21 protein-coding genes are annotated in these 23,472 nt (G+C 36.0%); 9 read left to right on the top strand and 12 right to left on the bottom strand.

Translation table 11 applies throughout. The annotated features are described in order from the left end of the window. Positions 1 to 82: 82 nt before the first annotated feature. From LB467_RS07160 to LB467_RS07150, 3 genes are read left to right on the top strand one after another with little or no spacing between them, the layout of a single operon-like run. Positions 83 to 826 (top strand): glycosyltransferase domain-containing protein, encoded by a 744-nt coding sequence (locus LB467_RS07160; protein WP_224473350.1) that lies wholly within the window; start codon positions 83 to 85, stop codon positions 824 to 826. Between the two features lie 17 nt (positions 827 to 843). Beyond that, positions 844 to 1,611: a lipopolysaccharide kinase InaA family protein gene (locus LB467_RS07155; RefSeq protein WP_224473349.1), complete on the top strand. Its 768-nt coding sequence runs from the start codon at positions 844 to 846 to the stop codon at positions 1,609 to 1,611. 6 nt (positions 1,612 to 1,617) lie between these two features. Continuing rightward, the gene (locus LB467_RS07150; RefSeq protein WP_224473348.1) at positions 1,618 to 2,589 is read left to right on the top strand and encodes a glycosyltransferase family 90 protein; all 972 of its coding nucleotides are present in this window, start codon (positions 1,618 to 1,620) and stop codon (positions 2,587 to 2,589) included. A gap of 3 nt (positions 2,590 to 2,592) precedes the next feature. On the opposite strand, the gene LB467_RS07145 is transcribed toward LB467_RS07150, so the two are convergent. The 5 genes from LB467_RS07145 to LB467_RS07125 form a co-directional block, all read right to left on the bottom strand. Continuing rightward, positions 2,593 to 3,654 carry a glycosyltransferase gene (locus tag LB467_RS07145; protein ID WP_224473347.1) on the bottom strand — a complete coding sequence of 354 codons (1,062 nt, stop codon included), beginning with the start codon at positions 3,652 to 3,654 and terminating at the stop codon, positions 2,593 to 2,595. Positions 3,655 to 3,913: 259 nt separating this feature from the next. Beyond that, positions 3,914 to 5,002 carry a glycosyltransferase gene (locus LB467_RS07140; protein WP_224473346.1) on the bottom strand — a complete coding sequence of 363 codons (1,089 nt, stop codon included), beginning with the start codon at positions 5,000 to 5,002 and terminating at the stop codon, positions 3,914 to 3,916. Positions 5,003 to 5,260: 258 nt separating this feature from the next. Further along, positions 5,261 to 6,376: a glycosyltransferase family 4 protein gene (locus tag LB467_RS07135; protein WP_224473345.1), complete on the bottom strand. Its 1,116-nt coding sequence runs from the start codon at positions 6,374 to 6,376 to the stop codon at positions 5,261 to 5,263. Between the two features lie 15 nt (positions 6,377 to 6,391). Next, positions 6,392 to 7,453: a glycosyltransferase family 9 protein gene (locus tag LB467_RS07130; RefSeq protein WP_224473344.1), complete on the bottom strand. Its 1,062-nt coding sequence runs from the start codon at positions 7,451 to 7,453 to the stop codon at positions 6,392 to 6,394. A 124-nt stretch (positions 7,454 to 7,577) separates the two neighbouring features. After that, on the bottom strand, positions 7,578 to 8,393 hold the full coding sequence (locus LB467_RS07125) for a 2,3,4,5-tetrahydropyridine-2,6-dicarboxylate N-succinyltransferase (RefSeq protein WP_224473343.1): 816 nt from the start codon (positions 8,391 to 8,393) through the stop codon (positions 7,578 to 7,580). Positions 8,394 to 8,481: 88 nt separating this feature from the next. On the opposite strand from LB467_RS07125, the gene ruvX reads away from it, so the two are divergent. From ruvX to LB467_RS07110, 3 genes are all read left to right on the top strand, one after another. Further along, entirely contained in the window at positions 8,482 to 8,889 is a 408-nt protein-coding gene (gene ruvX / locus LB467_RS07120; RefSeq protein ID WP_224473342.1) for a Holliday junction resolvase RuvX, read from the top strand. Between the two features lie 179 nt (positions 8,890 to 9,068). Further along, positions 9,069 to 9,659: a peptide deformylase gene (gene def, locus LB467_RS07115; RefSeq protein WP_224473341.1), complete on the top strand. Its 591-nt coding sequence runs from the start codon at positions 9,069 to 9,071 to the stop codon at positions 9,657 to 9,659. Positions 9,660 to 9,833: 174 nt separating this feature from the next. Then, positions 9,834 to 10,271 (top strand): DUF5606 family protein, encoded by a 438-nt coding sequence (locus LB467_RS07110; protein ID WP_224473340.1) that lies wholly within the window; start codon positions 9,834 to 9,836, stop codon positions 10,269 to 10,271. 89 nt (positions 10,272 to 10,360) lie between these two features. On the opposite strand, the gene LB467_RS07105 is transcribed toward LB467_RS07110, so the two are convergent. The 4 genes from LB467_RS07105 to smpB form a co-directional block, all read right to left on the bottom strand. After that, positions 10,361 to 11,614 carry an outer membrane beta-barrel protein gene (locus tag LB467_RS07105; protein ID WP_224473339.1) on the bottom strand — a complete coding sequence of 418 codons (1,254 nt, stop codon included), beginning with the start codon at positions 11,612 to 11,614 and terminating at the stop codon, positions 10,361 to 10,363. A gap of 85 nt (positions 11,615 to 11,699) precedes the next feature. Next, positions 11,700 to 14,189: a DUF5686 and carboxypeptidase regulatory-like domain-containing protein gene (locus LB467_RS07100; RefSeq protein ID WP_224473338.1), complete on the bottom strand. Its 2,490-nt coding sequence runs from the start codon at positions 14,187 to 14,189 to the stop codon at positions 11,700 to 11,702. A 50-nt stretch (positions 14,190 to 14,239) separates the two neighbouring features. Further along, positions 14,240 to 15,436: an MFS transporter gene (locus LB467_RS07095; RefSeq protein ID WP_224473337.1), complete on the bottom strand. Its 1,197-nt coding sequence runs from the start codon at positions 15,434 to 15,436 to the stop codon at positions 14,240 to 14,242. 7 nt (positions 15,437 to 15,443) lie between these two features. Then, complete coding sequence (gene smpB, locus LB467_RS07090; RefSeq protein ID WP_075326275.1) at positions 15,444 to 15,908, bottom strand: SsrA-binding protein SmpB; 465 nt, start codon at positions 15,906 to 15,908, stop codon at positions 15,444 to 15,446. 510 nt (positions 15,909 to 16,418) lie between these two features. On the opposite strand from smpB, the gene LB467_RS07085 reads away from it, so the two are divergent. Then, positions 16,419 to 17,162 carry a DUF6503 family protein gene (locus LB467_RS07085; protein ID WP_224473336.1) on the top strand — a complete coding sequence of 248 codons (744 nt, stop codon included), beginning with the start codon at positions 16,419 to 16,421 and terminating at the stop codon, positions 17,160 to 17,162. A gap of 129 nt (positions 17,163 to 17,291) precedes the next feature. Next, positions 17,292 to 18,677, top strand: coding sequence for an NAD-dependent succinate-semialdehyde dehydrogenase (locus LB467_RS07080; protein WP_224473335.1), 1,386 nt, complete (start codon positions 17,292 to 17,294; stop codon positions 18,675 to 18,677). 91 nt (positions 18,678 to 18,768) lie between these two features. Here LB467_RS07080 and LB467_RS07075 read toward each other — a convergent pair whose 3' ends face one another. Together LB467_RS07075 and LB467_RS07070 are read right to left on the bottom strand one after the other, a co-directional pair. Next, entirely contained in the window at positions 18,769 to 19,311 is a 543-nt protein-coding gene (locus LB467_RS07075; RefSeq protein ID WP_224473334.1) for a SixA phosphatase family protein, read from the bottom strand. 3 nt (positions 19,312 to 19,314) lie between these two features. Beyond that, positions 19,315 to 20,409 carry an esterase-like activity of phytase family protein gene (locus LB467_RS07070; protein ID WP_224473333.1) on the bottom strand — a complete coding sequence of 365 codons (1,095 nt, stop codon included), beginning with the start codon at positions 20,407 to 20,409 and terminating at the stop codon, positions 19,315 to 19,317. Positions 20,410 to 20,530: 121 nt separating this feature from the next. Here LB467_RS07070 and LB467_RS07065 point away from each other — a divergent pair, with 121 nt between their 5' ends. Then, a complete protein-coding gene (locus tag LB467_RS07065) occupies positions 20,531 to 20,716 on the top strand; it encodes a CsbD family protein (protein WP_224473332.1) in 186 nt (61 codons plus the stop codon). Between the two features lie 71 nt (positions 20,717 to 20,787). Here the strand turns inward: LB467_RS07065 and clpB are convergent, their stop codons facing one another. Then, a complete protein-coding gene (gene clpB / locus LB467_RS07060; RefSeq protein WP_224473331.1) occupies positions 20,788 to 23,394 on the bottom strand; it encodes an ATP-dependent chaperone ClpB in 2,607 nt (868 codons plus the stop codon). Positions 23,395 to 23,472 lie beyond the last annotated feature (78 nt).

The raw sequence follows: 23,472 nt of genomic DNA, 5'->3' as shown, positions 1-23,472 counted from the left end.
GAAGTCTTTCTCTTTATTCGGTTGCGCAATAACTATATTTGTGAATTGTAATAAGTCTAAGCTTTAGATTAGTCTCCTTCTTATGTGTGCAAAAATAGTAATTTACACCGCCATCTTTGGAAATTATGATGGGCTAATTCCTCAGCCTGAATTTCCTAATATAGATTACTTGTGTTTTACCGATAAACCAGTAAATTGCAAACCCTGGAGAGTGGTTGAGGTAGCATCTAAATTTAAAGATCCAATTCTGGATGCCCGTTACCATAAAATTTTAGGGCACCCTATTTTAGAAGAGTACGATACAAGTATCTATATTGATGGGAATTTTTTGATGCTTACAAATCCCGATAAACTGATTCAGGAAAAATTACAAGGTGATAAGGTTCTTGCCTATTTTGATCATAATAAAGCAGATGATGCCCGGGATTGTATTTATGAAGAATATGGGGCTTTATTAAAACTAGAAGAAGAAAAAGGGTATTTTAAAGATGATCCTAAGGCTATGAAAAATCTGATAGATTTCCTTAGAAAGGAAAACTATCCTAAGAGAAACGGTTTGATAAGTTCAGGCGTGCTATTGCGAAAACATAAAGATCAGGAATTAAAACTTTTGATGAAAGAATGGTGGTATTTTGTTAAAAATTACACGAAAAGGGATCAGTTAAGTTTTAATTATGTGCTTTGGAAGAAAAATTTTGATAGATACGACTTATTGGAAGGGGATATTAGAAGGGGTAATCCCTGGTTTTACTTTTTAGGGAGTCACCGTAAAGATTATCGAATAAAATTACTAAAATATAAGCTGAAAAAGCTATTAAGAAAATAGCTTTAACCATTAGTTTGATGAAATTATATATTTCAAAATACCATAAGCTGTCGAAAAAAAGTATTGCTGAGATTCTACTGAATTTCAATGCGGTAGGTCAATCGCTATTCGGTGATGATAAGGGGCGCAGAAATCGAATAAAAGTGGTTGAAAAAGATGGGAAGAAATTCAATATAAAATCTTTTAAACAGCCAAATTACATAAATAGGTATGTCTATGTGTTTTTGCGAAAATCTAAGGCAGAACGCTCTTTTGAATTTGCAGAAAAACTTACTAATAAGGATATCGGCACGCCAAAACCTATTGCTTATGCTGAAGAAACCAGTAAAGGTGCCCTCACCAAAAGTTTTTATATAAGTGAACATTTGGATTGCGACCTTACGTTTAGAGACTTAGACCTTACGAAGCCAGGTCATGAAGATATTTTACGTGCCTTTACCCGTTTTACCTATGATTTACACCAAAAGAAAATTGAATTTTTAGACCATAGTCCGGGAAATACCTTAATTCAGTTAAATAATGGCGATTATCGATTTTACCTTGTAGATCTCAATAGAATGGTATTTAAGTCGCTTAATTTTACCGAGCGAATGAAGAATTTTGCGCGTCTTACTTCAGATAAAGAAAAGGTAAAGATTATGGCCGAGGAATATGCAGAACTCCTTGGGAAAACTGAAAATGAGGTTTTTAATAAAATGTGGTTTTTTACCCGTTCCTTTTTTGAAAATCGCGGTAAGAAAAGGAAAATGAAATTGAAGCTTAAAAAGTTGGTAGGAATTAATTAGTTTGATATGAATTTAAGATTTTTGTTTGCTTCCGGGAAAAATGCAAAACTGCCTTACTACATAAGAAATTACTCGAAGGTGATCCTTCCAAAATATCTTTTTCAAAGCAGGTTAGCGAGCAAGTTAAATTCCATTTCTTCCCGACCTGATGCAGAATATATAATTTCAAGAGTTAATTACTATAATAAACTGGAAGCCGTCCAGGAACTCCCAGAATCTTCGCAACGATTTTCAGATCTAAAAAAAGGAGGGGAAGTGAAATCGGTTTATTTTCTTGATGCCTATAGAATTATTTCATGGTTTAAAGGAAGTTATAAATGGAATTACGTACCGGGAGATGTAATTCATATTCCTGATGTTCCATCAATCGTAAAAAGCAGGCCGATCGCTGGAGACAATAAAAATTCAGTTGTGTTGAAATTAGAAAAGATGAGGCATTTTATCTTCTTAAAGGACAATTTGAAATTCAATGAAAAATCTAATAAATTAATTTTCCGCGGAAAGGTAGATAATAAGCCGCATCGCATTGAGTTTATGGAAAAGTATTTCCATCATCCTTTGTGCGATCTGGGAAATATCACAAATAACAATATCACTCCTCCCGAATGGACGGTAGAGAAGAGTACATTATACTATCATCTTAAGTATAAATTTATTTTGGCCCTGGAAGGTAATGATGTAGCCAGTAATCTAAAATGGATTATGTCTTCAAACTCTATCGCGGTGATGCCGAAGCCAAAGTTTGAAACCTGGTTTATGGAAGGAAAGCTTATTGCCAACCAACATTATATAGAGATTAAAGAAGATTATTCAGATTTGGAAGAACGACTTAATTATTTCATTGAAAATCCGGAGGAAGCACATCAAATTATTAAAAACGCCAACGAATACGTATCTCAATTCTTTAATAAAGAACGGGAACATTTAATTGGCCTGGCGGTAATGAATAAGTATTTGGAAAAGACTTCACAGAAATAGATTTTAATTTTCCTTAAATCGCTGATATTGAGTTAATAGTGCTGTTGCTATTTTGTTTTCATTATAATCTTTGCAGACCATACTATATCCGTTTTCTCCTATTTTCTGTCGGAGGTCAGGATTATTTTTTAGTATTTCTATCGATTTGGCGATCTCCCCGGCTTCGGCTTTACAGAGAAAAATATTTTCTTCGTGTTTAAAAGCCTCTTTTATGGCTTTGGTTTCCATAGTTAGAACTGGCTGTCCACAGGATGCGTAATTGAATATCTTGTTTGGGATTACTAAATTAGATTTTAGGGTGTTCCCAAAAATTCCGAGGCACAAGTCAAAACTGTTGATGTAACTATCTAAATTAGTATAATCAACCCTTCCTTCAAATTTAACCTGCTCTAAAGCGTATTTCTTTTGTAATGCTAACGCCTGGTCATATTCATAACCATTCCCAATCAAAATGAATTCTATATCTTTTTCATTTTTAAGTAATTTTGCGGCTTCCAAAATTTTAAGTACTCCCTGAAGCGGTATAAAATTTCCAATAAAACCAATTTTAAATTTCGTATTAGAAGGCTTATCAGGAAAGGTCTCGTTATCAAAATCCCTGGTATTTGCACCAACATAGACAATACCTGTTTTCTTTCTGGGGATCTTATATTTTTTAATAAAGTAATCACGATGGGCGTGAGTATCAAAAATTAAAAAATCTGCTTTCATTGAAGACCGCAAATCCCGATATAAGGAGCGCAAGGCTTCATAGCTAATTTTACTGTACACTTTATAATCCTTAATGTTGGTCATGTACTTACTTATAAGCGGATCAAAAACCACATCACAAATCGAATGTTTTTTGACAAAGCTTACCGATTTATGACCAAAGCTGGGAATGTAGGTAAAATAGGCTTCTACGCTTAATTCACTGATTTTTTTTGCTGAATGTTTGTCAAACTTTTTGAAATTAAATTCTATAATTTCAAATCCAAGCTTTTTAAATCCGTTGAGAATTACAAGAGTTCTATTGTAGCTGGTTTCTATATCCTTTCCGGTTACCAGAATTTTTTGTCTTTTCATAATACGTGCCTATAAACTTCTACAATTTTTTGATGTTACACTTGAAATACTAAACTGCCTGGAGAAAGACTGGACTTCTTTTACTATTTTCATTTTTTCTTTGGGTTAGCCAGTAAAAAATCACACGTTCAGCTAATGTATGGAAATCACCGATATAGACTAAATATCACCGTATCTCATCTTTAATGAGTTCCTCATAACCAGCATTCTTCGTGGTCACTACAGGTTTGTCGCTACAAAGAAATGGAGTTGCGCCGGTTTAGTTAGGATTACGCAACAAGTTACTAATATATTCTAAGGTTTCAGCTCTGCTATTTCGTGCATCAAAACTACTCAGAATAAATTTTCTTCCGTTTACACCAAATTTTTGTCGCATTTCTGAAGAGCGATAAAGTTGTAATATTTTTTCTTTCATCGCCTCGAGATCATCTTTTTTGATAAGGTATCCTGTTTCATTATTTCTTATAAGTTCAGGATTACTACTAATATTATAAGCGATCACCGGCTTTTCTAATAATGAAGCTTCTGCAATTACATATCCAAAACCTTCCCAGTGAGAAGGAAGAACAAATATATCGATATCATTTAAAAAAGAAATTGGATTTTTTACTTCTCCTGTGAACTGGATTAAATGCTCAACCTGCATCTCTTTAGTATATTCTATTAGCGTTTGTAGTAAAGGCCCCGCGCCACCAATACGTATTTTAAAATTATTTATTTCTCCTTTTAGAATTGCCGCCAAATCAATTAATGCCCTTTGATTCTTTTGGTAAACAAGTCGACCTAGATTACCTATAACAAAACCAGGTGAGCCTTTTGGAAGGTGAACATCGAATTTATCAACATCCAAACCATTGTAGATCACTTTTATTTTATTTTCAGGAAAAAGTTCTGGATTCTTTTTAAGAATAGAATTTTTGGTTGCTTTAGAATTAGCAATAATTCCAGTAATTACGTGTTTAAAATATATGCGGTTTAAAAATGAATTCTTAATAGCAATATCGCTTCCTCTTCTGTAAATAATATGTTTTACATTCTTGGTCGCAGCGGTTACGCCTACTGTTTTTATGTCGATAGGAGAATTTAATAAGATCATATCTGGTGAAACCTCTGATAAGATCCTGGCAATAACTCGAAATTTTAAAGGATTTAAAAAGCTCAAATTATTAATTGAAAGCTGTTTTACCTCGACATTATATTTTCTTGCGCGTTTGTATAACTCGCTATTTTGATTGGTAATAATGACAACTTGAAATCCTTTTTCTTTTAAGAATAATGCCATTTCGAAATGCCATTTCTCTCCCCCTCCCCAGGATTTTGTTGTATTTACTAAACAGACGGTTATCATATTATTTAAAGAGAGTAAACGAAAAAGGTTTTGGGAATCTTCTCGTATTAAATTTTTAGCGTGTTCTATTCTTTTGAAAGCAAGGGGCTTTTTTTACACTTTCTATAGCTAGATCTAATTGGAATCGTTTCCAGGAATTCCTCAGCCCTTCTTTGCGAATTTAAAAAATTAAACTTCATATCAATATACAGGCTTAAGAAAAGAAAGCGTTTATTTAGTCTCATCTCCAGTTTTTAACAGGATTAAAATGAATAATTCTCATTTCAGCAGATCATTATACAAAGAGACTATTTGCGAAGCAATATTTTCATCATTGAATCTCTGAGCATAATTAAAGCTTTTTTCAGAAATTAATTTTCTCTTTGCAGGATCATTTAAAAGAGAACGAATAGCTTCAGAAATCTCGGAAATATTCGTAGGATCAACATATATACTATCTGGTCCTCCGGCCTCCGGGAAGCAACCATAATTTGTAGTAATTACAGGTGTTTTGGAATAAAGGGCTTCTATGATTGGGATTCCGAAACCTTCAAAAAGAGATGGATAAATAAAAATTTCAGCTCCCTGGTAAAGGGCCGCAAGTTCATAAGTAGACAGGCCGTGTAGAAAAAACACCTTATTTTCCAGCCCTTCTTTTTTTATATATGTCCTTATCTTTTCGGCATAGGATGTTAACGAACCAACTATAACAAGATGGGTATCTAAATCCTTAATGGCTTTAACAGCGGCAAGAATATTCTTTCTGCTTTCTACAGTTCCTACGTTGAGTAAATAATTTTTAGGGAGTTTATATTTTTTAATAACATCATTAATTGCAGCAGGAGAGTAACTTATTTTGTACTCCTTCTGGCAACCCTGATAAATAACCTCAATTTTGGAAGCATCTGCCTCAAGAAAATCAATTATATCCTTTTTGGTTTGTTCGCTTACTGCAATGATGGAATCAGCTGCTTTTACGGCATGTTGAAATTTACGTTTATAAATTATTTTGTCTAAAAATGAATAAAACTCTGGATAGCGTAAAAATATTAAATCATGTATGGTAACTACACTTTTTATTTTAGTATTATTTAGTCCTATAGGAATTTCTCCTGAAAGCCCGTGGAAAATATCAAGATTATCTCTTTGAAGGTCTTTAGTTACATTTTTTCTTCTCCAAAAATTATTAAAAAAACGATTTATACTACTCCCCGGTAATCTTTCCTGTACTGGATTCTTCGGTTTGTAAAGCTGTTTTTTCGTGGTTTGGGGATTATATAATAAATAATTATTTTCCGGGTAGAAGTTACTTAATATGGTAACTAAATCACGGCTGTAATTCCCTAAACCAGTAGCGTTGTGGAAAATTCTTTTTGCTTCGTAACCTATTTTCATATTAATGGATTGTCATTACTCAAAACCTAATTTGGTAGGTTTTTTTAAATTATGCTGAATAAACTTCAAGAATTCTTTTGAAAAATATTTCGGTTTTAGATCAAGATTGTTTGGAGCCTTTTCAATTTTAGTTGATAGAAAATCCTCCAGATGAACCGATTTGTTGTATTTCCCATCTTCGTAAATCGCCCAATAGTTCTTCTTGATTTGTGGGGAATGGATGGAAAAAGTTGGTTTATTTAATGCTTTCATAATATTGGCCGCTCCGCCTTCGTTCCCAAAATATAGATCGCAATTAGCACAGTTTAGAATAAAACCTTTTAGTGAACTTTCGTAAATATCAAAAAAAATTTGTGATCGGGTATAAGAATTACATTGTTTATAAATATTCTTAGCTTCCTTTTTTTGTGTTGGTAAATAATTGAAGAGGATCTGTGCTTTAGGTTTTTCTTTAATCAATTTATCAAGCAGGGAAGCCATATAATTTTCGGGATAGGTCTTCATTGAAGAACTCCCTAGAACCCCACACATTATTAGGGGGTGTTCTAATTTCACTCCTTGTTCTATCAGTTTTTTTCTAAAGATTTCTTTTTCCTCTGAAGAAATATAAATTTTAGGTTTTAACTCCCTGGGGAATTCCTGATCGAAAGCCTCTAAAAGTTGCATCCGGTTTTCAATAGCAAGACCTGCTTTTGTTTCAGGTTTTTCTTTATAAATAAAAGTTTGTGTGTAAAACGGGCGGGTATATTTTTTTTGAAATCCAAGCCTTATAGATGCGCCAGAGTATTTTGCAATTATTCCTGAGCTTATTTTAGAATATATATCAATCACCGCAGTATAAGATTCCTGTCGAATAGAATTTAAAAACTTCAGGAATTTCACGGGGTCTTTTCCGGTGCCCGGATCATACTCAATAATCTTATCTATAAAAGGATTATTTTCCACCACCGGAGCAGTATGTGGATAAATAAGGTAATGTAATTCAGATTCGGGATATTTATTCCGAAGCGCTTCAAATAAGATTGAGGATGTAAGCACATCCCCAATCATTTTTTGTTGAATTATGAGTATTTTCATAGGCGCCTCCCAGCCTCCCCTAGGGGAGGAGTTAAATTGTATTCATTTTATTTAAGACTTCTCAGACTTTTTCCATTAGAAGAAGATTTAAATTCCCCCTTCGGGGGTTAGGGGGCTAACTTTTTTAAACCGCTACATTATATTCCCTCAAAGCATCATTCAAGGAAGTTTTCTTATTCGTTGATTCTTTTCGTTTTCCTATAATTAAAGCACAGGGAACATTGTATTCTCCTGCAGGGAATTTCTTGGTGTAACTTCCGGGAATCACTACCGATCTTGCCGGAACAATTCCTTTCATTTCTTTAGGTTCATCCCCGGTAACGTCTATAATTTTTGTAGAAGCAGTGAGTACAACATTGGCTCCTAAAACAGCTTCTTTTTCAACCTTAATGCCTTCAACAACAATACATCTTGATCCAAGAAATGCGTTGTCTTCAATAATAACGGGGGAAGCTTGCAGGGGTTCCAAAACTCCGCCAATTCCAACTCCGCCGCTAAGGTGAACGTTTTTGCCAATTTGAGCACAACTACCTACAGTAGCCCAGGTGTCTACCATTGTGCCTTCGTCTACATAAGCACCAATATTCACATAACTCGGCATCATAATTACCCCGCTGGAGATATATGCTCCGTGTCTTGCCACAGCATTGGGAACTACACGAATTCCCTTTTCTTTATATCCTTTTTTCAATGGAATTTTATCGTGGTATTCAAAGATACCAGCTTCCAAAGTTTCCATTTTTTGGATGGGGAAATATAGAACTACACCTTTTTTCACCCATTCGTTTACCTGCCAGCCGTTTTCGGTAGGCTCAGCGGTTCTCAGTTTTCCCGCGTCTAGTAGCGAAATAACTTCGCGAATGGCTTTAATGGTTTCTGTATCTTTTAGTAAATCCCGGTTTTCCCAGGCTTCATTGATCTTAGCTTCTAAATGATCCATTTTTATCGATTTTTAGCAAATATAATAGCTTAAGGCTAATTTTTGGTGGTAAAGCAATATAAACATTACCTTTGCGCAAATTTTGAAGATGGCTCGTATTATGGCATTAGATTTTGGGACAAAACGCACCGGTATAGCGGTTAGCGATGAGCTCAAAATGATAGCCTCGGGGCTTACCACCGTTAAGACATCAGAACTTCTGGATTTTCTCGATAAGTATTTTAAAGAGGAAAATGTAGAATTGGTGCTGGTGGGAGAACCCAAACAAAAAGATGATTCAGCTTCAGAAAGTGAAGTATATATCCAGGAATTTTTAAAAGTTTTTACCAAAAAATTTCCTGAAATGCCGCTTAAAAGGGTAGATGAACGGTTCACTTCAAAAATGGCTTTTCAGTCTATGATAGACAGCGGACTTAAAAAGAAAAAACGCAGGGATAAAGCACTTGTGGACGAAATTAGCGCGACGATCATTTTGCAGACATATCTTTATGAATAACTGACTAAGGATACAAAATATATTAGAAGCTGAAACAAGTTCAGCTTGACGTTAAAAAATGAATAGTGAATAATGAATATTTTTTAGAGAAGTTAGCTTATGCCCATCTTAGGAACCTAAATTCCGGGAATGGAAATAAGATTATAAATTATTCATTATAAAATATACAATTAAAAAGAATGATTTTACCAATTGTAGCTTACGGAGATCCGGTTTTACGAAAAAAATGTAAAGAGATCCCGGAAGATTATCCAAAACTGGATGAGTTGATAGAGCAAATGTGGGAGACCATGTATAATGCCTTTGGAGTTGGGCTTGCCGCACCACAAGTTGGCCGCCCCATTCGATTGTTCCTTGTAGATTCGAGCCCGTTTGCTGAAGATGAGGAATTGGAATTGCTGGAAAGGGAAGAACTTAAAAAGTTGAAGAAGGTTTTTATAAACCCTAAGATCGTTGAGGAAGAAGGTGAAGAATGGGCTTTTAACGAAGGCTGTTTAAGTATTCCTGAAATTAGGGAAGATGTATTTAGAAAGCCGAAGATCGTGATAGAATATCAGGATGAAAATTTTGAGGAACATCGTGATACTTTTACCGGTTTGGCAGCGAGAGTAATTCAGCACGAATACGACCATATTGAAGGAATTTTATTTACCGATAAACTTTCCAGCCTTAAAAAGCGTTTGCTAAAGGGAAAACTTGCAAGCATTTCTAAAGGAAAAATAAAGATCGATTATAAAATGCGCTTTCCTGAAATGAAAAAAGGGCGTTAAATCACTTTGATAATTAATTCAGGCAGCTGATATTTGCCAGCCGAAAATCAAAACCCTCGGAGTAAGTTCACGAGGTATGAATTGAAAAACTTTTATAATCGCGAGCAAGCCCGTCTTAATGTTTCGGGCAGGTCTCGGAAAAATAAACCCTCGGTGAGGGATTAAAAAACTACTATGGGATTAGATAAAATATTAGCGATTTCGGGAAAACCCGGTTTATACGAATTAACCGCACAAAGTCGTGGCGGATTTATTGTAAAATCAATTCCTGAAGGAAAAAAAATGGCCGTGAATATTCGCCACAATGTTAGTTTGTTGAGCGAAATCGCGATCTACACTTATACCGAAGAAGTTCCGCTTGCGGAAATCTTTGAAAAGATGAAAGAGAAGGAAGATGGGGGAGAGGCGATAAGCCACAAAGCTCCTAAAGCTGAATTAGAAAATTATTTCGCTGAAATCTTACCCGATTATGACGTAGACAGGGTTTATGCCAGCGATATGAAGAAAATTTTCCAGTGGTACAACCTGCTTGTTAAAAATGGCATTACCGTTTTTGCTACTACTGAAGAAGAGAAACCAGCCGATAAGGATAAATCGGGAGAGGAAGAATAACCTATCCGATTGATTTGAGATTACCTTGTCAGGAATGGAAATCTTAAGATACAACCTCACAGGTTTTTAAAACCTGTGAGGTTTTTTTATTACAAGAAATTATAGCCGAAAGTTAATGTGATCGGGTTTTGTATTTCACCGTTAAAACCACTATTTCTCATTACACTATTTACTGAATAAATAATGTCTAAGCTTAACTTTTTATATTTTACTCCCGTTGCAAAATCTAAATTAGGATCAGCTGTGGTATTTTCAAATCCAAAATTGGAATTAAAATTCTCCAAATTATAGACATTTGATGGATTTGTTAAAATATTTAGAGAAGCAGCACCTTGAAGATATAAATCAATATTTTGCCCCTGATAATAATAATATCTAATGCCAAGAGGAAGCATAATATGTGAATAATCTATAAATAAATTTTCTTCTTCGGCCGCCCAGGCATCTGGATTGGAAGGAACAATTCCCTGGGTATAAATTAAGGTTTCATTGGAGGTTTTACTATATTGAAAAGAAGGGTATGAAACAATAGAAAACCTATTGTTGAGAAAAGGAAATATATATTCCATTTCTACTCCAATTCTTGGTGATAAGTAAGCATCTGATTTTTGTTCATTTGGGAATGGCTCCCCCTGTACAAAATTTATAGCCGAATAGTTTATTCCTGCTTTCAGGCTTAAATTAAATTCACCTTTTCGTCTTTTTTTTAAATAGTTCACAAAATCACTTTTCTCACAAGCGTTGTATTTTGTAAATATGTTATTTAATGATTTTTCATTATATCTTAAGTTAGAGATTTGATCCTGATCTATTGAAGGGCAGTTCAGGTTATTTAGCAATTGCTGTTTATACCTGTTATTATCTCTTATTTTAGTGTCATCTACTAAATACTTCCTTGAGATGAGTGGCTCTATTTTTTCCTCGTTCAAGCTGTAAAATAATCTTATTGGTAAATTTTTAGATCTGTAAGAATATAAACTTGCTTTGCCCTCTATAGAAACTTTGAGAAAAAGCGTATCCAGCTTATAATTAGGTTCTCTCTTAGTATCCAGTTTTTTAATATCGTCCTGAGAAACATCTAATTTCACAACAGCTCTTTGAAATTTATAGGGTGTATGTAATACTTCAAATGACTGTACGTCCCGAATGGTTTTTTCTTTAATTTGATCGCCTTGTGATAATTTATATTGAAAACTTTCTGGGTTGTTTAGTTCCTCCCGGTTATCAATTAAACATTCTACCCGTTCGCCTTTATTGTTAATGAAATATCCGGATTGAAAATTTTGTGCATAAAATGATAAACTAAAACATAGAAGAATTACACTTAATAAAACTTTTTTCATTTTCTTTTGAAGATTTTTATTGATCGGCGAAGATATTTATACGCTCATATTTTAACAAAATTTAAGACTTTTATTTCTGGAATTTTTAATCCAGCACTCCCAAAAACTTAAGTCCAAAAATAAATGCGCCCTGGCGATTTCCATCCTGATTAGAAACCACATAATCCAAACGCAACAACCTATATTTTCCAAAGCCAAGATTGTCTATTCCAACTGAATATTCAGAATAGGGCTTATTGTCCTGGGTATAGAGTGCATGAGCGCCAATCACCAGGTTGTAATTCAGCTGATTTAAAAATGGGATTTTCCCTAAAACCCAACCTTTAAAATCGTGTTCAGCGTGAGCTTCAGCATAGGTTTTATTGGTGCTCATTGCATAATAGGGTAAAAGGTTAAACCTGGATAGGTTGCTAAAACCATTATTCACCCTGGTTTGATTTCCTATAAAATGCCGGTAATCTATAAAGGCCATATTTTCAGCATTTAGAAAGGTACCACCGTTTAAATTATAGCCGAACTCTCCCTTATTGGCCAGTTTTAAAGTTTGTGTTACAGAAGCTTTGAATTGATCAAAATTATAAGCTTCTACACTCGCACCAAAACCTTTTTCGTAGCCCAAATAAAGAGTAGGATATTTTTCGTTATTAATATTAAATTTCCCACTTGGGTAACTCATATATTTTTGTCCGAATCTAATTCTCGTATTCAGGTTAAGTTTAAAAATATCATGATTCCTGAATGGCACCGAGCCAAAATTTTCGGGCTGCAGGGGATTGTTGGAAGTATATTGAACACCGTCATTATCAATAATCACCTGGTTTGTAGTGTTGATTAACGGGTTCCTGTTTTCATAACTAAAGTCCCCAAAAAAGTAGAGCCCGTTGACAACTTCCTGTTGATAAGAGATTTCAGCAAAAGAGCGTTCGTAAAGTTTCAGGTAATTTCTTTGAAAAAATATGGTTGTGATATCGTTAAGCCTTTCAGAAATAGGATCTCTGTCATTAATTTGTGCGGTTTCTATTCCGCCGGAAACCCTTAAAACCGGCCTGCTTGAATTATTAAATTGTTTCTGAATTCCTACTTTGATCCTGAATCGCTCATCACTAAATCCATAATTAAGCGTAGAATACAAACGCCAGTATTTCCCGGAGTTCTCATCCTCACTGTCGTTTTGCCTGTAAGAAATTGTACTCGAAGTATTCCAGCCCTGCACCGTATTGAAATGCGTGCCCATCAATGGGGAACTTATATTAAAATACCTGTCTTTATGGGAGTTCTGCCAGGAATACCCAAAAATAGGATTGGTTAAACTGAATTTATTACGCACCCTATCTATAGAATCCAAATAAGGTTTTGAATTTCGAAGCGTTTGTATGCTATCTTTTCTTACATAATCGTTAATTTCCTCATCGGTTAAAGGCACCGGGCGTAATTTTTTCCAGTATGTTGAATCTTTTTTATTTGCCGCTTCAGCAAAAGACATAATCTCACTCCCAAAACTTTTTTTGCTGAATTCCGGTTCAAAATCATAATTGCTGTAAACCGCGGTAAACCTGCCATCTCCCGATATCCCGAACATTGCAAAGCTAAAATCTACCGTTTGCGAAAGCTGAATATAAAACCCGTTTTCTCCTGAAAAACGGTAATTCTGTTTAAAGTCCAGGGTTTCTATAGGTGGCACCTGTATAGCCTGTCCGGTAGTTTGTAATTCTACACCAAAGATTTGCCAAAGATCTTCCACGATATAAATATGCCCCGAGAAAACACGGTCTTTTTCCCGTTTGGGACTCACTTTTATTTTGTTGATGAGGTTTCCGTTTTCATCATAAAAAGTTCCATCTAACTTGTAATTATAATAGTTAAAAGCATATTCGGCAATGGGTGAAACCATCTCGCTGTTAATTTCAATGGTGTTTTCGTAAAATGAAAAGTAAGATTCCTGGGCCGAATTTAAGCTAAAACCATTATCGTCGCCACTCACTTTAGAGGCGATGATTTTTTCTTTAAAATCGTCGGGCCGTTTATATGAAATTTCAGAAATTGTTTCACTTAAATAAACAATACCACTTCGTGTGGAGTCCAGCCCGCCACCAAGGTCACCGACTTCCTGGCCAAGGATTTTTTCCGGGGCATTTTTAATTCGCCATAATCCACGAGAATAATATTCGGCGGTATAAGCTTCGAGTTTTTCGGCGTTTCGCTTCCTAAAATCAATTGCTTTTCTAATAATCGCGTTTGCCGGGTTTTCTCCAGAAGTAAGGTTTACTTCATCCAAACTGGTGGTTTCGGGTTTAAGGCTGATATCTAATTTGTACGGAAATTCCTCAACTGAAATAGCTTTTTTCTGCGTTTGATATCCCAAAAACTGAAAAACCAAATCGTAATCTCCCGGTCTCGTTATTTTTAGCTCATAGATGCCGTTTTCATTAGTAGTAGTACCAAATCTCCCATCTTCAGTATAAATATTTACATAGGGGAGCGTTTTGTTTTCAGTATCGGTAACCTTGCCGGTAATTTGTGCCGTTAAGTTAATTGATGAAAAAATAAGAAAAATGATGATAATTTTTTGATGCATGATGATGAATTTAAGAAGTGGCCAAATTAGGCAAAATAATTATGCTTAGTCTATTTATCTGTTTTCTGAAGCTGTACTTTTTTCTTCTGAAATAATCCCCATAATCCCAGTGCCGGCCCAAATACGAGCAAACTCAAACTATATACCGGTTCCAGCTGATGCAAATAAGTAATTAACTGAATACTCACAATAGTAATGGCAAAACCTATTGAATTTACAATGGTAAGGGCTGTGCCTTTAATTTCTGGAGAGGCGTTTCCGGCTACCAGGGTTGAGAATAAAGGAGAATCTGCAATCACCACGATGCCCCAAAAGCATAAAAAGGTGATAAGTACTGCTGCTGAAGGCTGAAGAAAAACGAAGGGAAAACTGATACAACATAAACCCGAAAGGAGCAAAGCGGTGGCAGCGGTTTGTTTTACTCCGGCGATTTCAGAAATATATCCACCCAAAACACAGGAAAGTCCGCCGATTCCTATGATGATAAAAGACCAGAATGAAACATCAAAATCGCTTTCCGGAATTGAGTATTTATAAGCCGCCAAAATAATGGGTACAAAAGCCCAAAAAGTATAGAGCTCCCACATATGCCCAAAATAACCAAATGCGGCGCTGCGCAGATTTTTATTCTTAAAAACGCTAAAAACAGCATCAACTTTAAATTTTCCTTTGGCTTTTCTAAATGGCCCGTTGGGAACAAATAGAAAAATTAAAAGTCCACCCAGAAATGCGAAACCGGAAGTGGCAATAATCACATAACGCCAGGGCAGCTCTTCTGTACCGGTAAAAGTCTTTAAAAAATGTGGAAAAGCAGTACCTAAAACCAGGGCCCCCACCAGATAGCCAAGTGATTTTCCGAGGCCTTTGTCGTAATAATCTGCGGCGATCTTCATACCTACGGGATAGATCCCTGCCAGGGAAAATCCCGTGAGGAAACGGAGTAGGAGTAAGCTGTTTAAATTATTGTTTTCGAGAATAATCCCAAGGTTAAAAATCGCACCAAAAACAGCAGAAATAAAAAAGAGTTTTGAAGGAGAAAACCTGTCGGCCAGGCTAAGAAATGCAAAGATGAGTGTGCCTAAAATAAAACCGAATTGCACGGCAGAGGTTAAATGCCCTAAGGCTTCGTCATTTAAATTAAAGTTAAGGTAAAGCTCAGGCATTACGGCATTACCGGCAAACCAAAGCGAGGTGCAGCAAAACTGGGAAAAAACGATTAGGGGTAAAATCTGTTTTGCCGGCTGCATCCAGAAATTATTTGTATTCTTTCTTGATCCTGTCTAATTTTCTTTTGCTTTCGCGGTCTTTAATAGTTTCCCGTTTATCGTAGAGTTTTTTACCTTTTGCAAGTGCAATTTGCATTTTCGCTAGTCCGCGATCGTTAATAAATACGCGCAGCGGGATAATGGTAAGTCCGGAATTCTTCACTTCTTTTTCCAGCTTTCGTAATTCGCGGCGCTGCAAAAGGAGTTTTCGCTCACTTTTAGGATTATGATTAAAATGAGTGGCGTGAGAATATTCTTCAACATGCATATTGATCACGAATAATTCGTGGTTCTGAAATTCACAAAAACTCTCGGCAATAGAAGCTTTTCCCTGCCTGATGGCTTTTATTTCGGTACCGGCCAGTTTGATTCCGGCCACATATTTATCGAGAATTTCATATTCAAACCGGGCCTTTCGATTTTTTATATTTATGGTATTGCTGGTCTTCTTCATAAGAAACAAAAATAGGAAGCTTTCTTTAGAAAATGGCTTAAGAGGCATTTAAAATAGCAATTGAATATGCTTATATTTAAGTTATGCAAATTTCTTATACTACAAAACAGCAAAAGGCTTTTCTGGAATTTAATCTGACAGAACGTTTTTAGCGTTTTCTGGAATTAATGGAGAACATTAGTTTATTTCAGGTGAATGAAAAACTTTTGGCTTATAAATATGGAATGAATAAGAATTTTATAATTGAGAAAACCCTAGATAGATTGAAATCCTCTAAATAATTCTTTTTCGCTTGTATAATTTCGATTGACAACTTCAACTAAAAAGGTTTTTAAATAAAATAAACTAAAAGTCTACTTTCTGGTACAAGTCAGCCTAACCTTGGCGAAAGGGGCAGAGTATTCATTCGTTTCTAAATATAATCTATGTTACGTGCCATTATCGCATTTTAATTACCTTTGCAGGCAATTTTAACGGCATAACGGCCTTTTAATCTTTACAATATTCAATATGAAAAATTACTTTTTAGGAATTCTTATTATAGCAGTAACTTTTGCCTGTAATTCAAAACAGGAAAATGCACAGCAAATTATAGATAAAGCTATTGAAAATGCTGGCGGGGAACGTTATAAGAATGCTGAAATTAGTTTCGATTTTAGAAAAGGATCTTATAGAAGTAATAGAGTAGGTGGAAAGTTCGAATTAGAACGGATCCTGGCCGATTCTACCGGAGCCCAATACCGGGATGTAGTAAATAATGATGGGTTTACCCGGTATTATAAAGATACTGTGATGCAACTTTCTGATTCTATGAAAAACGTTTATAGTAATTCGATAAATTCTGTTCACTATTTTGTGCAGTTGCCTTTCGGTTTAAATGATGAGGCTGTAAATAAGGAGCTTATTGGAAAGGACACTATCCAAAACAAGGAATATTACGAGGTAAAAGTGACTTTTGATACCGAGGGTGGTGGCACAGATCACGAAGATGTATATTTGTACTGGATTGATACCCAAAACTACAATGTTGATTATCTTGCCTATAGTTTTGAGGTAGAGGGAGGCGGATTACGGTTTAGAAAAGCCTACAACCCCAGAACCATTGAAGGAATTAGGTTTGTAGATTACGAAAACTATAAGACTGACAACCTGAACACCCCACTCGATCAATTAGATGATCTTTACCAAGACCGGCAACTGGAATTACTCTCAAAAATTGAAAATAAGAATATAGAAGTAAAAATCGCTGACTAAAAAGCGAGGAATATTCTTACATTTACCTGTTAATTCTTCCTAATTAACGAGTTGTTCTAAAAGCTTTAACAGCGCCTTAGACTTCATTCAATGCCTCAGTTCATAACTTTAAAATCAAAAAAAATAGTTATGAAAGAGAAGACATTGAAAACCATTAATCCGGCTACGGGAAAAGAATTAGAAACCTACAATTACTTTACAGATCAGGAGGCGAAAGATGCTGTGGAAGAATGTCACCAGGCATTTTTAAAATGGAGAGAAAAATCCCCAAAACAGAGAGCTGAAGTAATTAAAGCTATTGGAGAAAAATTAACTGAGCATAAAGACGAATTGGCGAAGTTAATGACTTCTGAAATGGGTAAATTACTCAAACAGGGAGAACAGGAAGTTGACCTTTGCGCCGGAATTTGCGAATGGACAGCGGCAAATGGCCCTGATAATTTAAAAAATGAGGAACGTGAATTACCTGACGGTGGTCGCGGAATAATTACATACTCACCCATTGGCGTAATCTACGGAATACAACCCTGGAACTTCCCGGCTTACCAGGTAATTAGATATGCAATTGCCAATCTTATGGCCGGTAACGGGGTTTTATTAAAACACGCCGCAAGTGTTACAGGTTCCGGTTTGCTCCTTGAAAAAATATTTAAAGAAGCCGGTTTGCCTAAAGACCTTTTCAAAGTTATTATCATTGACCACGACCAATCTGATTCGATAATAGAACATGACCTGATTAGAGGTGTAACCCTAACCGGAAGTCCCGGAGCAGGAAAAATTATTGGCGAAAAAGCAGCATCTAACCTAAAGAAGACTGTACTGGAACTCGGTTCTAATGATGCTTATATGGTGTTTGAAGATGCCGATATTAAGAAAGCGGTAAAATGGTGCGTGATGGGTAGAATTTACAACAATGGAGAAACTTGTGTATCTGCTAAACGTTTTATAGTTACCGAAAAGGTTTATGACGAATTTAAAGAGGCTTTTGTAGAAGAAATGAAGAATATAAAAGCAGGTGATCCAACTAATAATGATAATGACCTTGGCCCTTTAGCTCGAAAAGATTTGCGGGAAGAATTACACGAGCAGGTTGAAGATAGCGTGAAAAAAGGCGCGGCTGTTCTTTGTGGGGGTGAAATTCCTGAAGGGGAAGGTTACTATTATCCTGCCACAATTTTAGCAAATGTGAAACCGGGACAACCCGCTTACGACGATGAACTTTTTGGTCCTGTTGCCTCTTTAATTAAAGCTAAGGATGATGAAGATGCGATGCGAATCGCCAATGATAGCCGTTTTGGACTTGGAGGTGGAATTTTCTCTGAAGATGTAGATAAAGCAGTAGAGCTGGCCAGCAAGTATTTTGATACGGGAATGGTGTTTATTAATTCCTTTGGTTTAGCACAACCAAATATGCCGTTTGGTGGCGTAAAAAATTCAGGTTACGGCCGTGAACATGGTGGTTTCGGACTTAAAGAATTTGTGAACGTTAAAGCGATCAATATTTTGAACGGATAGGAACCTATCTTTTCTAAGCTGATAAGAAGGTAGTTTGAAAACTTAAGTTGCTAGACTCGTTTCAGAAACAGGAAGTTTAGGGCTACCTTTTCTAATTAAAGTACAAAACCTGGGAAGTCCGGGAATTATCAGGATGAATGGTTACTATAAATAAACTTCCGTAGACACTTTCATCCAAATCCTCATATTGTTTCGTTCCTAAAATATAATTTACCCATTCCGGGTTAAGGTCACTGTGGCCAACTACCAGGACCGTCTTATTCTTTGTGTTTTCCTGGAAATCTTTATCGTTTAATTTTTCAGTATTAAAAAATTGTACTTCTTTACTTTTTGATTCTGCAATTGGTTTGGCTGTGTTTACCGTACGTTTGTAGTCTGAACTATAAATAAGGTCAAAATCTATATCCTGGAAAGTTTTTACCCAATCCTGGGTTCTTTTCAGTCCGGCTTCAGTTAATTCCGGATCCTTATTTTTTGAATCAGTGGTATCCTTTTCGGCGTGACGAATAAAATAGTAAGTCGTGATTTCTTCCGACGGATCTCTAGCATCTTCCATAATTTCTTCAGGTTCTTTATCTCCAAATCTGCAGGAGGTTAAAATGATAAGACTCAGTATCCAAAAGTAGCGCTTCATAGTTTACTTAATTTCCAGTTCTAAAAGAATAAATTGGGTGATTTGATCACTAAAACTACTAAAATTATCGTCTGAAACCAGGATTAAAGATTTTTTTCCGTTAGGTAAGTCTGGTCCAAAGGTCATTCCTTCAATATTATCTATGGTTTCTTCGGTTAGAAAATTTTTAACCGATTTAAAATCGAAAACCAGTCTTTTTTCTGCATTCTGGTAATCCGATTTTCTTAGGTTTTCCATTTCCAAAGTATTGGTAGCTTTTGAGGCGTCTACATCAAAAATCTTTACGGTATTTCCGTTGGAACCATAACCGGCAGAAAAGGCCCGTTCTAAAACCAGGAATTTATCTTCGGCATATTCTAAAATTTCAGTAACTCCATTTACCGCAAACCAGTTAATGGGTAATTTTGTAATTCCATCGAGTTTATAAGAGAATTGTCTTTCAGCAGTTTGTGAGTCCTTGTTGAATTTGGTAATTCTAACCGGAGAATTTGTAGGATAAATTTTAGGTTTGGGGCCGTCTTTTTCCAACGGAAGTTCCATAGCCACCCAATAGGCCGATTTATCAAAACTTTCAGCTAAACCTTCAAAAACACCGTTATGTCTTGGTTTTTGTTCTCCTGAAGCTTTAAAATACTCAGGGATTTCGTAAGCTGAAATAAATTCACCATCGGTAGAAATATTGAAAACCGAAGGGTTTTTTCCATTTTGAATAGAACCTTCAGCAGAAATCACAAGTTGATTACTTTCAGCATCAAATCGAATTCCTTCTAAATCCGGGGTGTGTTCTTTGTAAAACTCATCGGTTTTATCCAGTTTAATAACTTCAGTAATTAAAACGGTATCTAAAGAACGGTTAATAAATGGAATTTCCGCCTTATAAATTCTGGGATTAGAGGGCTGGTCACAAACCAGGTAATAAACACCATTGTGATAATCAATTCCCGAAAGTCCACCAACTTTAGTGCCTTCAATTTCGAGGTTTTGGGGAATTACTACATCGTCTAAATAACTTAATTTAATATTTGAATTTTCAATTTTTTTTGTGGTGGCACAGCTAAAGAGGGCAAAAGAAATAAGGAGTAAAAGCAGTTTTTTCATCAATGGATTTTATATTTCAAAAATAACAAATCCTTAAGAGAAATATGGGATTTTCTTGAGAGTTTAAGCGGAAGTCATATTGTAATTTGGTATATATAATTAACACCTAAAACCAATTATTATGAATAATGATCAATTAGAAGGAAAGTGGAAGCAAGTTAAAGGTAAATTTAAGCAAAAGTATGGCGATGTTACCGATGATGATACCACTTATTCTGAAGGAAAGTTTGATGAAATGTTAGGTCGTTTACAGGAAAAAACCGGTAAATCCAAGGAAGAACTCAAAAAGGAAATTGATAAGATGTAATTTTCATCTATGAAAAAGAGAAAAGGCCGGGTAAAATTTCACCCGGCCTTTTTGTTGTGTTTTGGTTTAAATTATTCGGTTTCTACCGGATTGGTTTCATTTCTGAAAACCAGTTCATCATCAAATTCATCTAAGAGAATAATATGATCGGTTTGGATATTTCCGGCAAGGATTTCCTTTGAAAGTTTATTCAAAACTTCCCGCTGAACTACTCTTTTCACCGGTCTTGCACCAAACTGAGGATCAAATCCGCGGCCGGCCAGGTAGTTGATCGCTTCTTCAGTAGCATCCAAAACAATATGCTGCTTTTCCAGCATTTTCTTCACACCCTTCAGCTGAAGCGATACAATTTTGCTGATATCGTTCTGGGTTAACGGGCTAAACATGATAATATCGTCTATCCTGTTAATAAATTCCGGTCTTACATTTTGTTTCAGCAAGGCCAGTACTTCAATCTTGGCCGTCTCCATTGCTGTATCGATATCTTTTACATTTTCATATTTTTCCTGGATAATATGGCTTCCCATATTAGAGGTCATAATGATAATGGTGTTTTTAAAATCGGCCAGGCGTCCTTTGTTATCGGTTAACCTTCCTTCATCTAATACTTGCAATAAAATATTGAAAGTATCAGGATGGGCTTTTTCGATTTCATCTAAAAGCACCACAGAATAAGGTTTTCTACGAACGGCTTCAGTAAGCTGCCCACCTTCATCATATCCAACGTATCCGGGAGGTGCTCCCACTAAACGACTCACCGAATGTCTTTCCTGATATTCACTCATATCAATTCGCGTCATAGCGGCTTCATCATCAAATAAATATTCTGCCAGAGCTTTCGCAAGCTCGGTTTTACCAACTCCGGTAGTTCCGAGGAATAAGAAAGAACCAATCGGTCTTTTCTGGTCCTGTAAACCTGCACGGCTTCTTCTTACCGCATCACTAACGGCAATTATCGCTTCTTCCTGTCCAACTACACGTTTATGCAGCTCGTCTTCCAGTTTTAGTAATTTTTCACGGTCACTTTGTAACATTTTAGTTACCGGGATTCCGGTCCATTTAGCTACAACTTCAGCAATATCCTCGTTGGTAACTTCTTCCTGAATAAGGGATTTTTCATTCTGATTTTCTGCAACTGTTTTTTGCAATTCTTCCAGTTTCTCCTGGGCTTCCTTGATTTTCCCGTAGCGAATTTCAGCTACTTTTCCGTAGTCTCCCTCGCGTTCGGCACGTTCGGCTTCCAGTTTGAAATTCTCGATATCAGATTTTAAATTCTGAATATTGTCTACCACGCCTTTTTCATTCTGCCAGCGGGCGTGTAATTCGTTGCGATCTTCTTTTATGTTTGCCAGTTCAGACCGAAGCGTTTTTAATTTAGCCTCGTCTTTTTCGCGTTTTATAGCTTCAATTTCAATCTCCAGTTGCATAATTCTTCTATCCAAAACATCGAGTTCTTCGGGTTTTGAATTGATCTCCATGCGAAGTTTAGAAGCCGCTTCATCCATTAAATCAATGGCCTTATCCGGTAAAAAACGGTTGGTGATATAACGCTGAGATAATTCTACAGCAGCGATAATCGCTTCATCTTTGATCCTAACTTTATGGTGAGTTTCGTATTTTTCTTTAATTCCGCGTAAGATGGAAATCGCGCTTTCTGTATCAGGTTCATCAACTGTTACTCTTTGGAATCTTCTTTCCAGGGCTTTATCTTTTTCAAAATACTTTTGATATTCATCTAAAGTAGTTGCGCCAATTGCACGTAATTCACCACGAGCCAATGCGGGTTTTAAAATATTAGCAGCATCCATAGCACCCTGGCCGCCACCGGCACCAACCAGCGTATGGATTTCATCTATAAATAACACGATATTACCATCACTGGAAGTCACTTCTTTTATTACGGCTTTTAGGCGTTCTTCAAACTCACCTTTATATTTTGCACCGGCAATAAGCGCTCCCATATCCAGGTTGTAGATCACTTTATCTTTAAGATTGTCTGGAATATCGCCGGCAATAATCCTATGCGCCAGGCCTTCGGCGATAGCCGTTTTACCGGTTCCTGGTTCTCCAACAAGAATAGGGTTGTTTTTGGTTCTTCGGGAAAGGATTTGAAGGATTCTACGAATTTCCTCATCCCGGCCAATTACAGGATCCAGTTTTCCTTCTTCGGCCATTTGGTTTAGATTGTTTGCGTATTTATCCAACGCGTTATAGGTTTCTTCGGCACTTTGGGAAGTCACCCGGTCGCCTTTACGCAGTTCTTCTATCGCTGCTTTTAAAGTTTTTTCCGTCGCACCCTGGTCTTTTAAAATTTGGGCAACTTTGCTAGAAGATTTAAAAATGGCGAGAATAAGATGTTCAATAGAAACATATTCATCATTCATTTTTTTTGCGATGCTTGAAGCTTCGTTAACTGCTTTTCCTGCTTCCCTCGAAAGTATGATATCTCCACCGCTAACTTTTGGAAAACTCTGTAAGGTTTTATCCAGAATATCGTTAAAGAGATCGACGTTAATATTCAGTTTTTTTAGTAAAAAAGGAGCTACATTTTCGTCTACAATACTTATTGCTTTAAAAATATGTTCGTTCTCAATTTGCTGATGGCCTAATTCCTGGGCAAGCTGCTGTGCCTGCTGGATGGCCTCCTGTGATTTTATGGTGAAGTTGTTGAAATTCATAGTCTTTTATTTTTGAAGAATAAAGCAATTGATATACCATTAAAAAATCAGGACAATCTGACTGGTTTTATTCTGAAA

The sequence above is a fragment of the Salegentibacter tibetensis genome (assembly GCF_020164485.1).
Classification (GTDB): Bacteria; Bacteroidota; Bacteroidia; order Flavobacteriales; family Flavobacteriaceae; genus Salegentibacter; species Salegentibacter tibetensis.
Note: the sequence above shows the minus strand (reverse complement) of the source record. Positions and strands in the feature narration are given on the sequence as shown.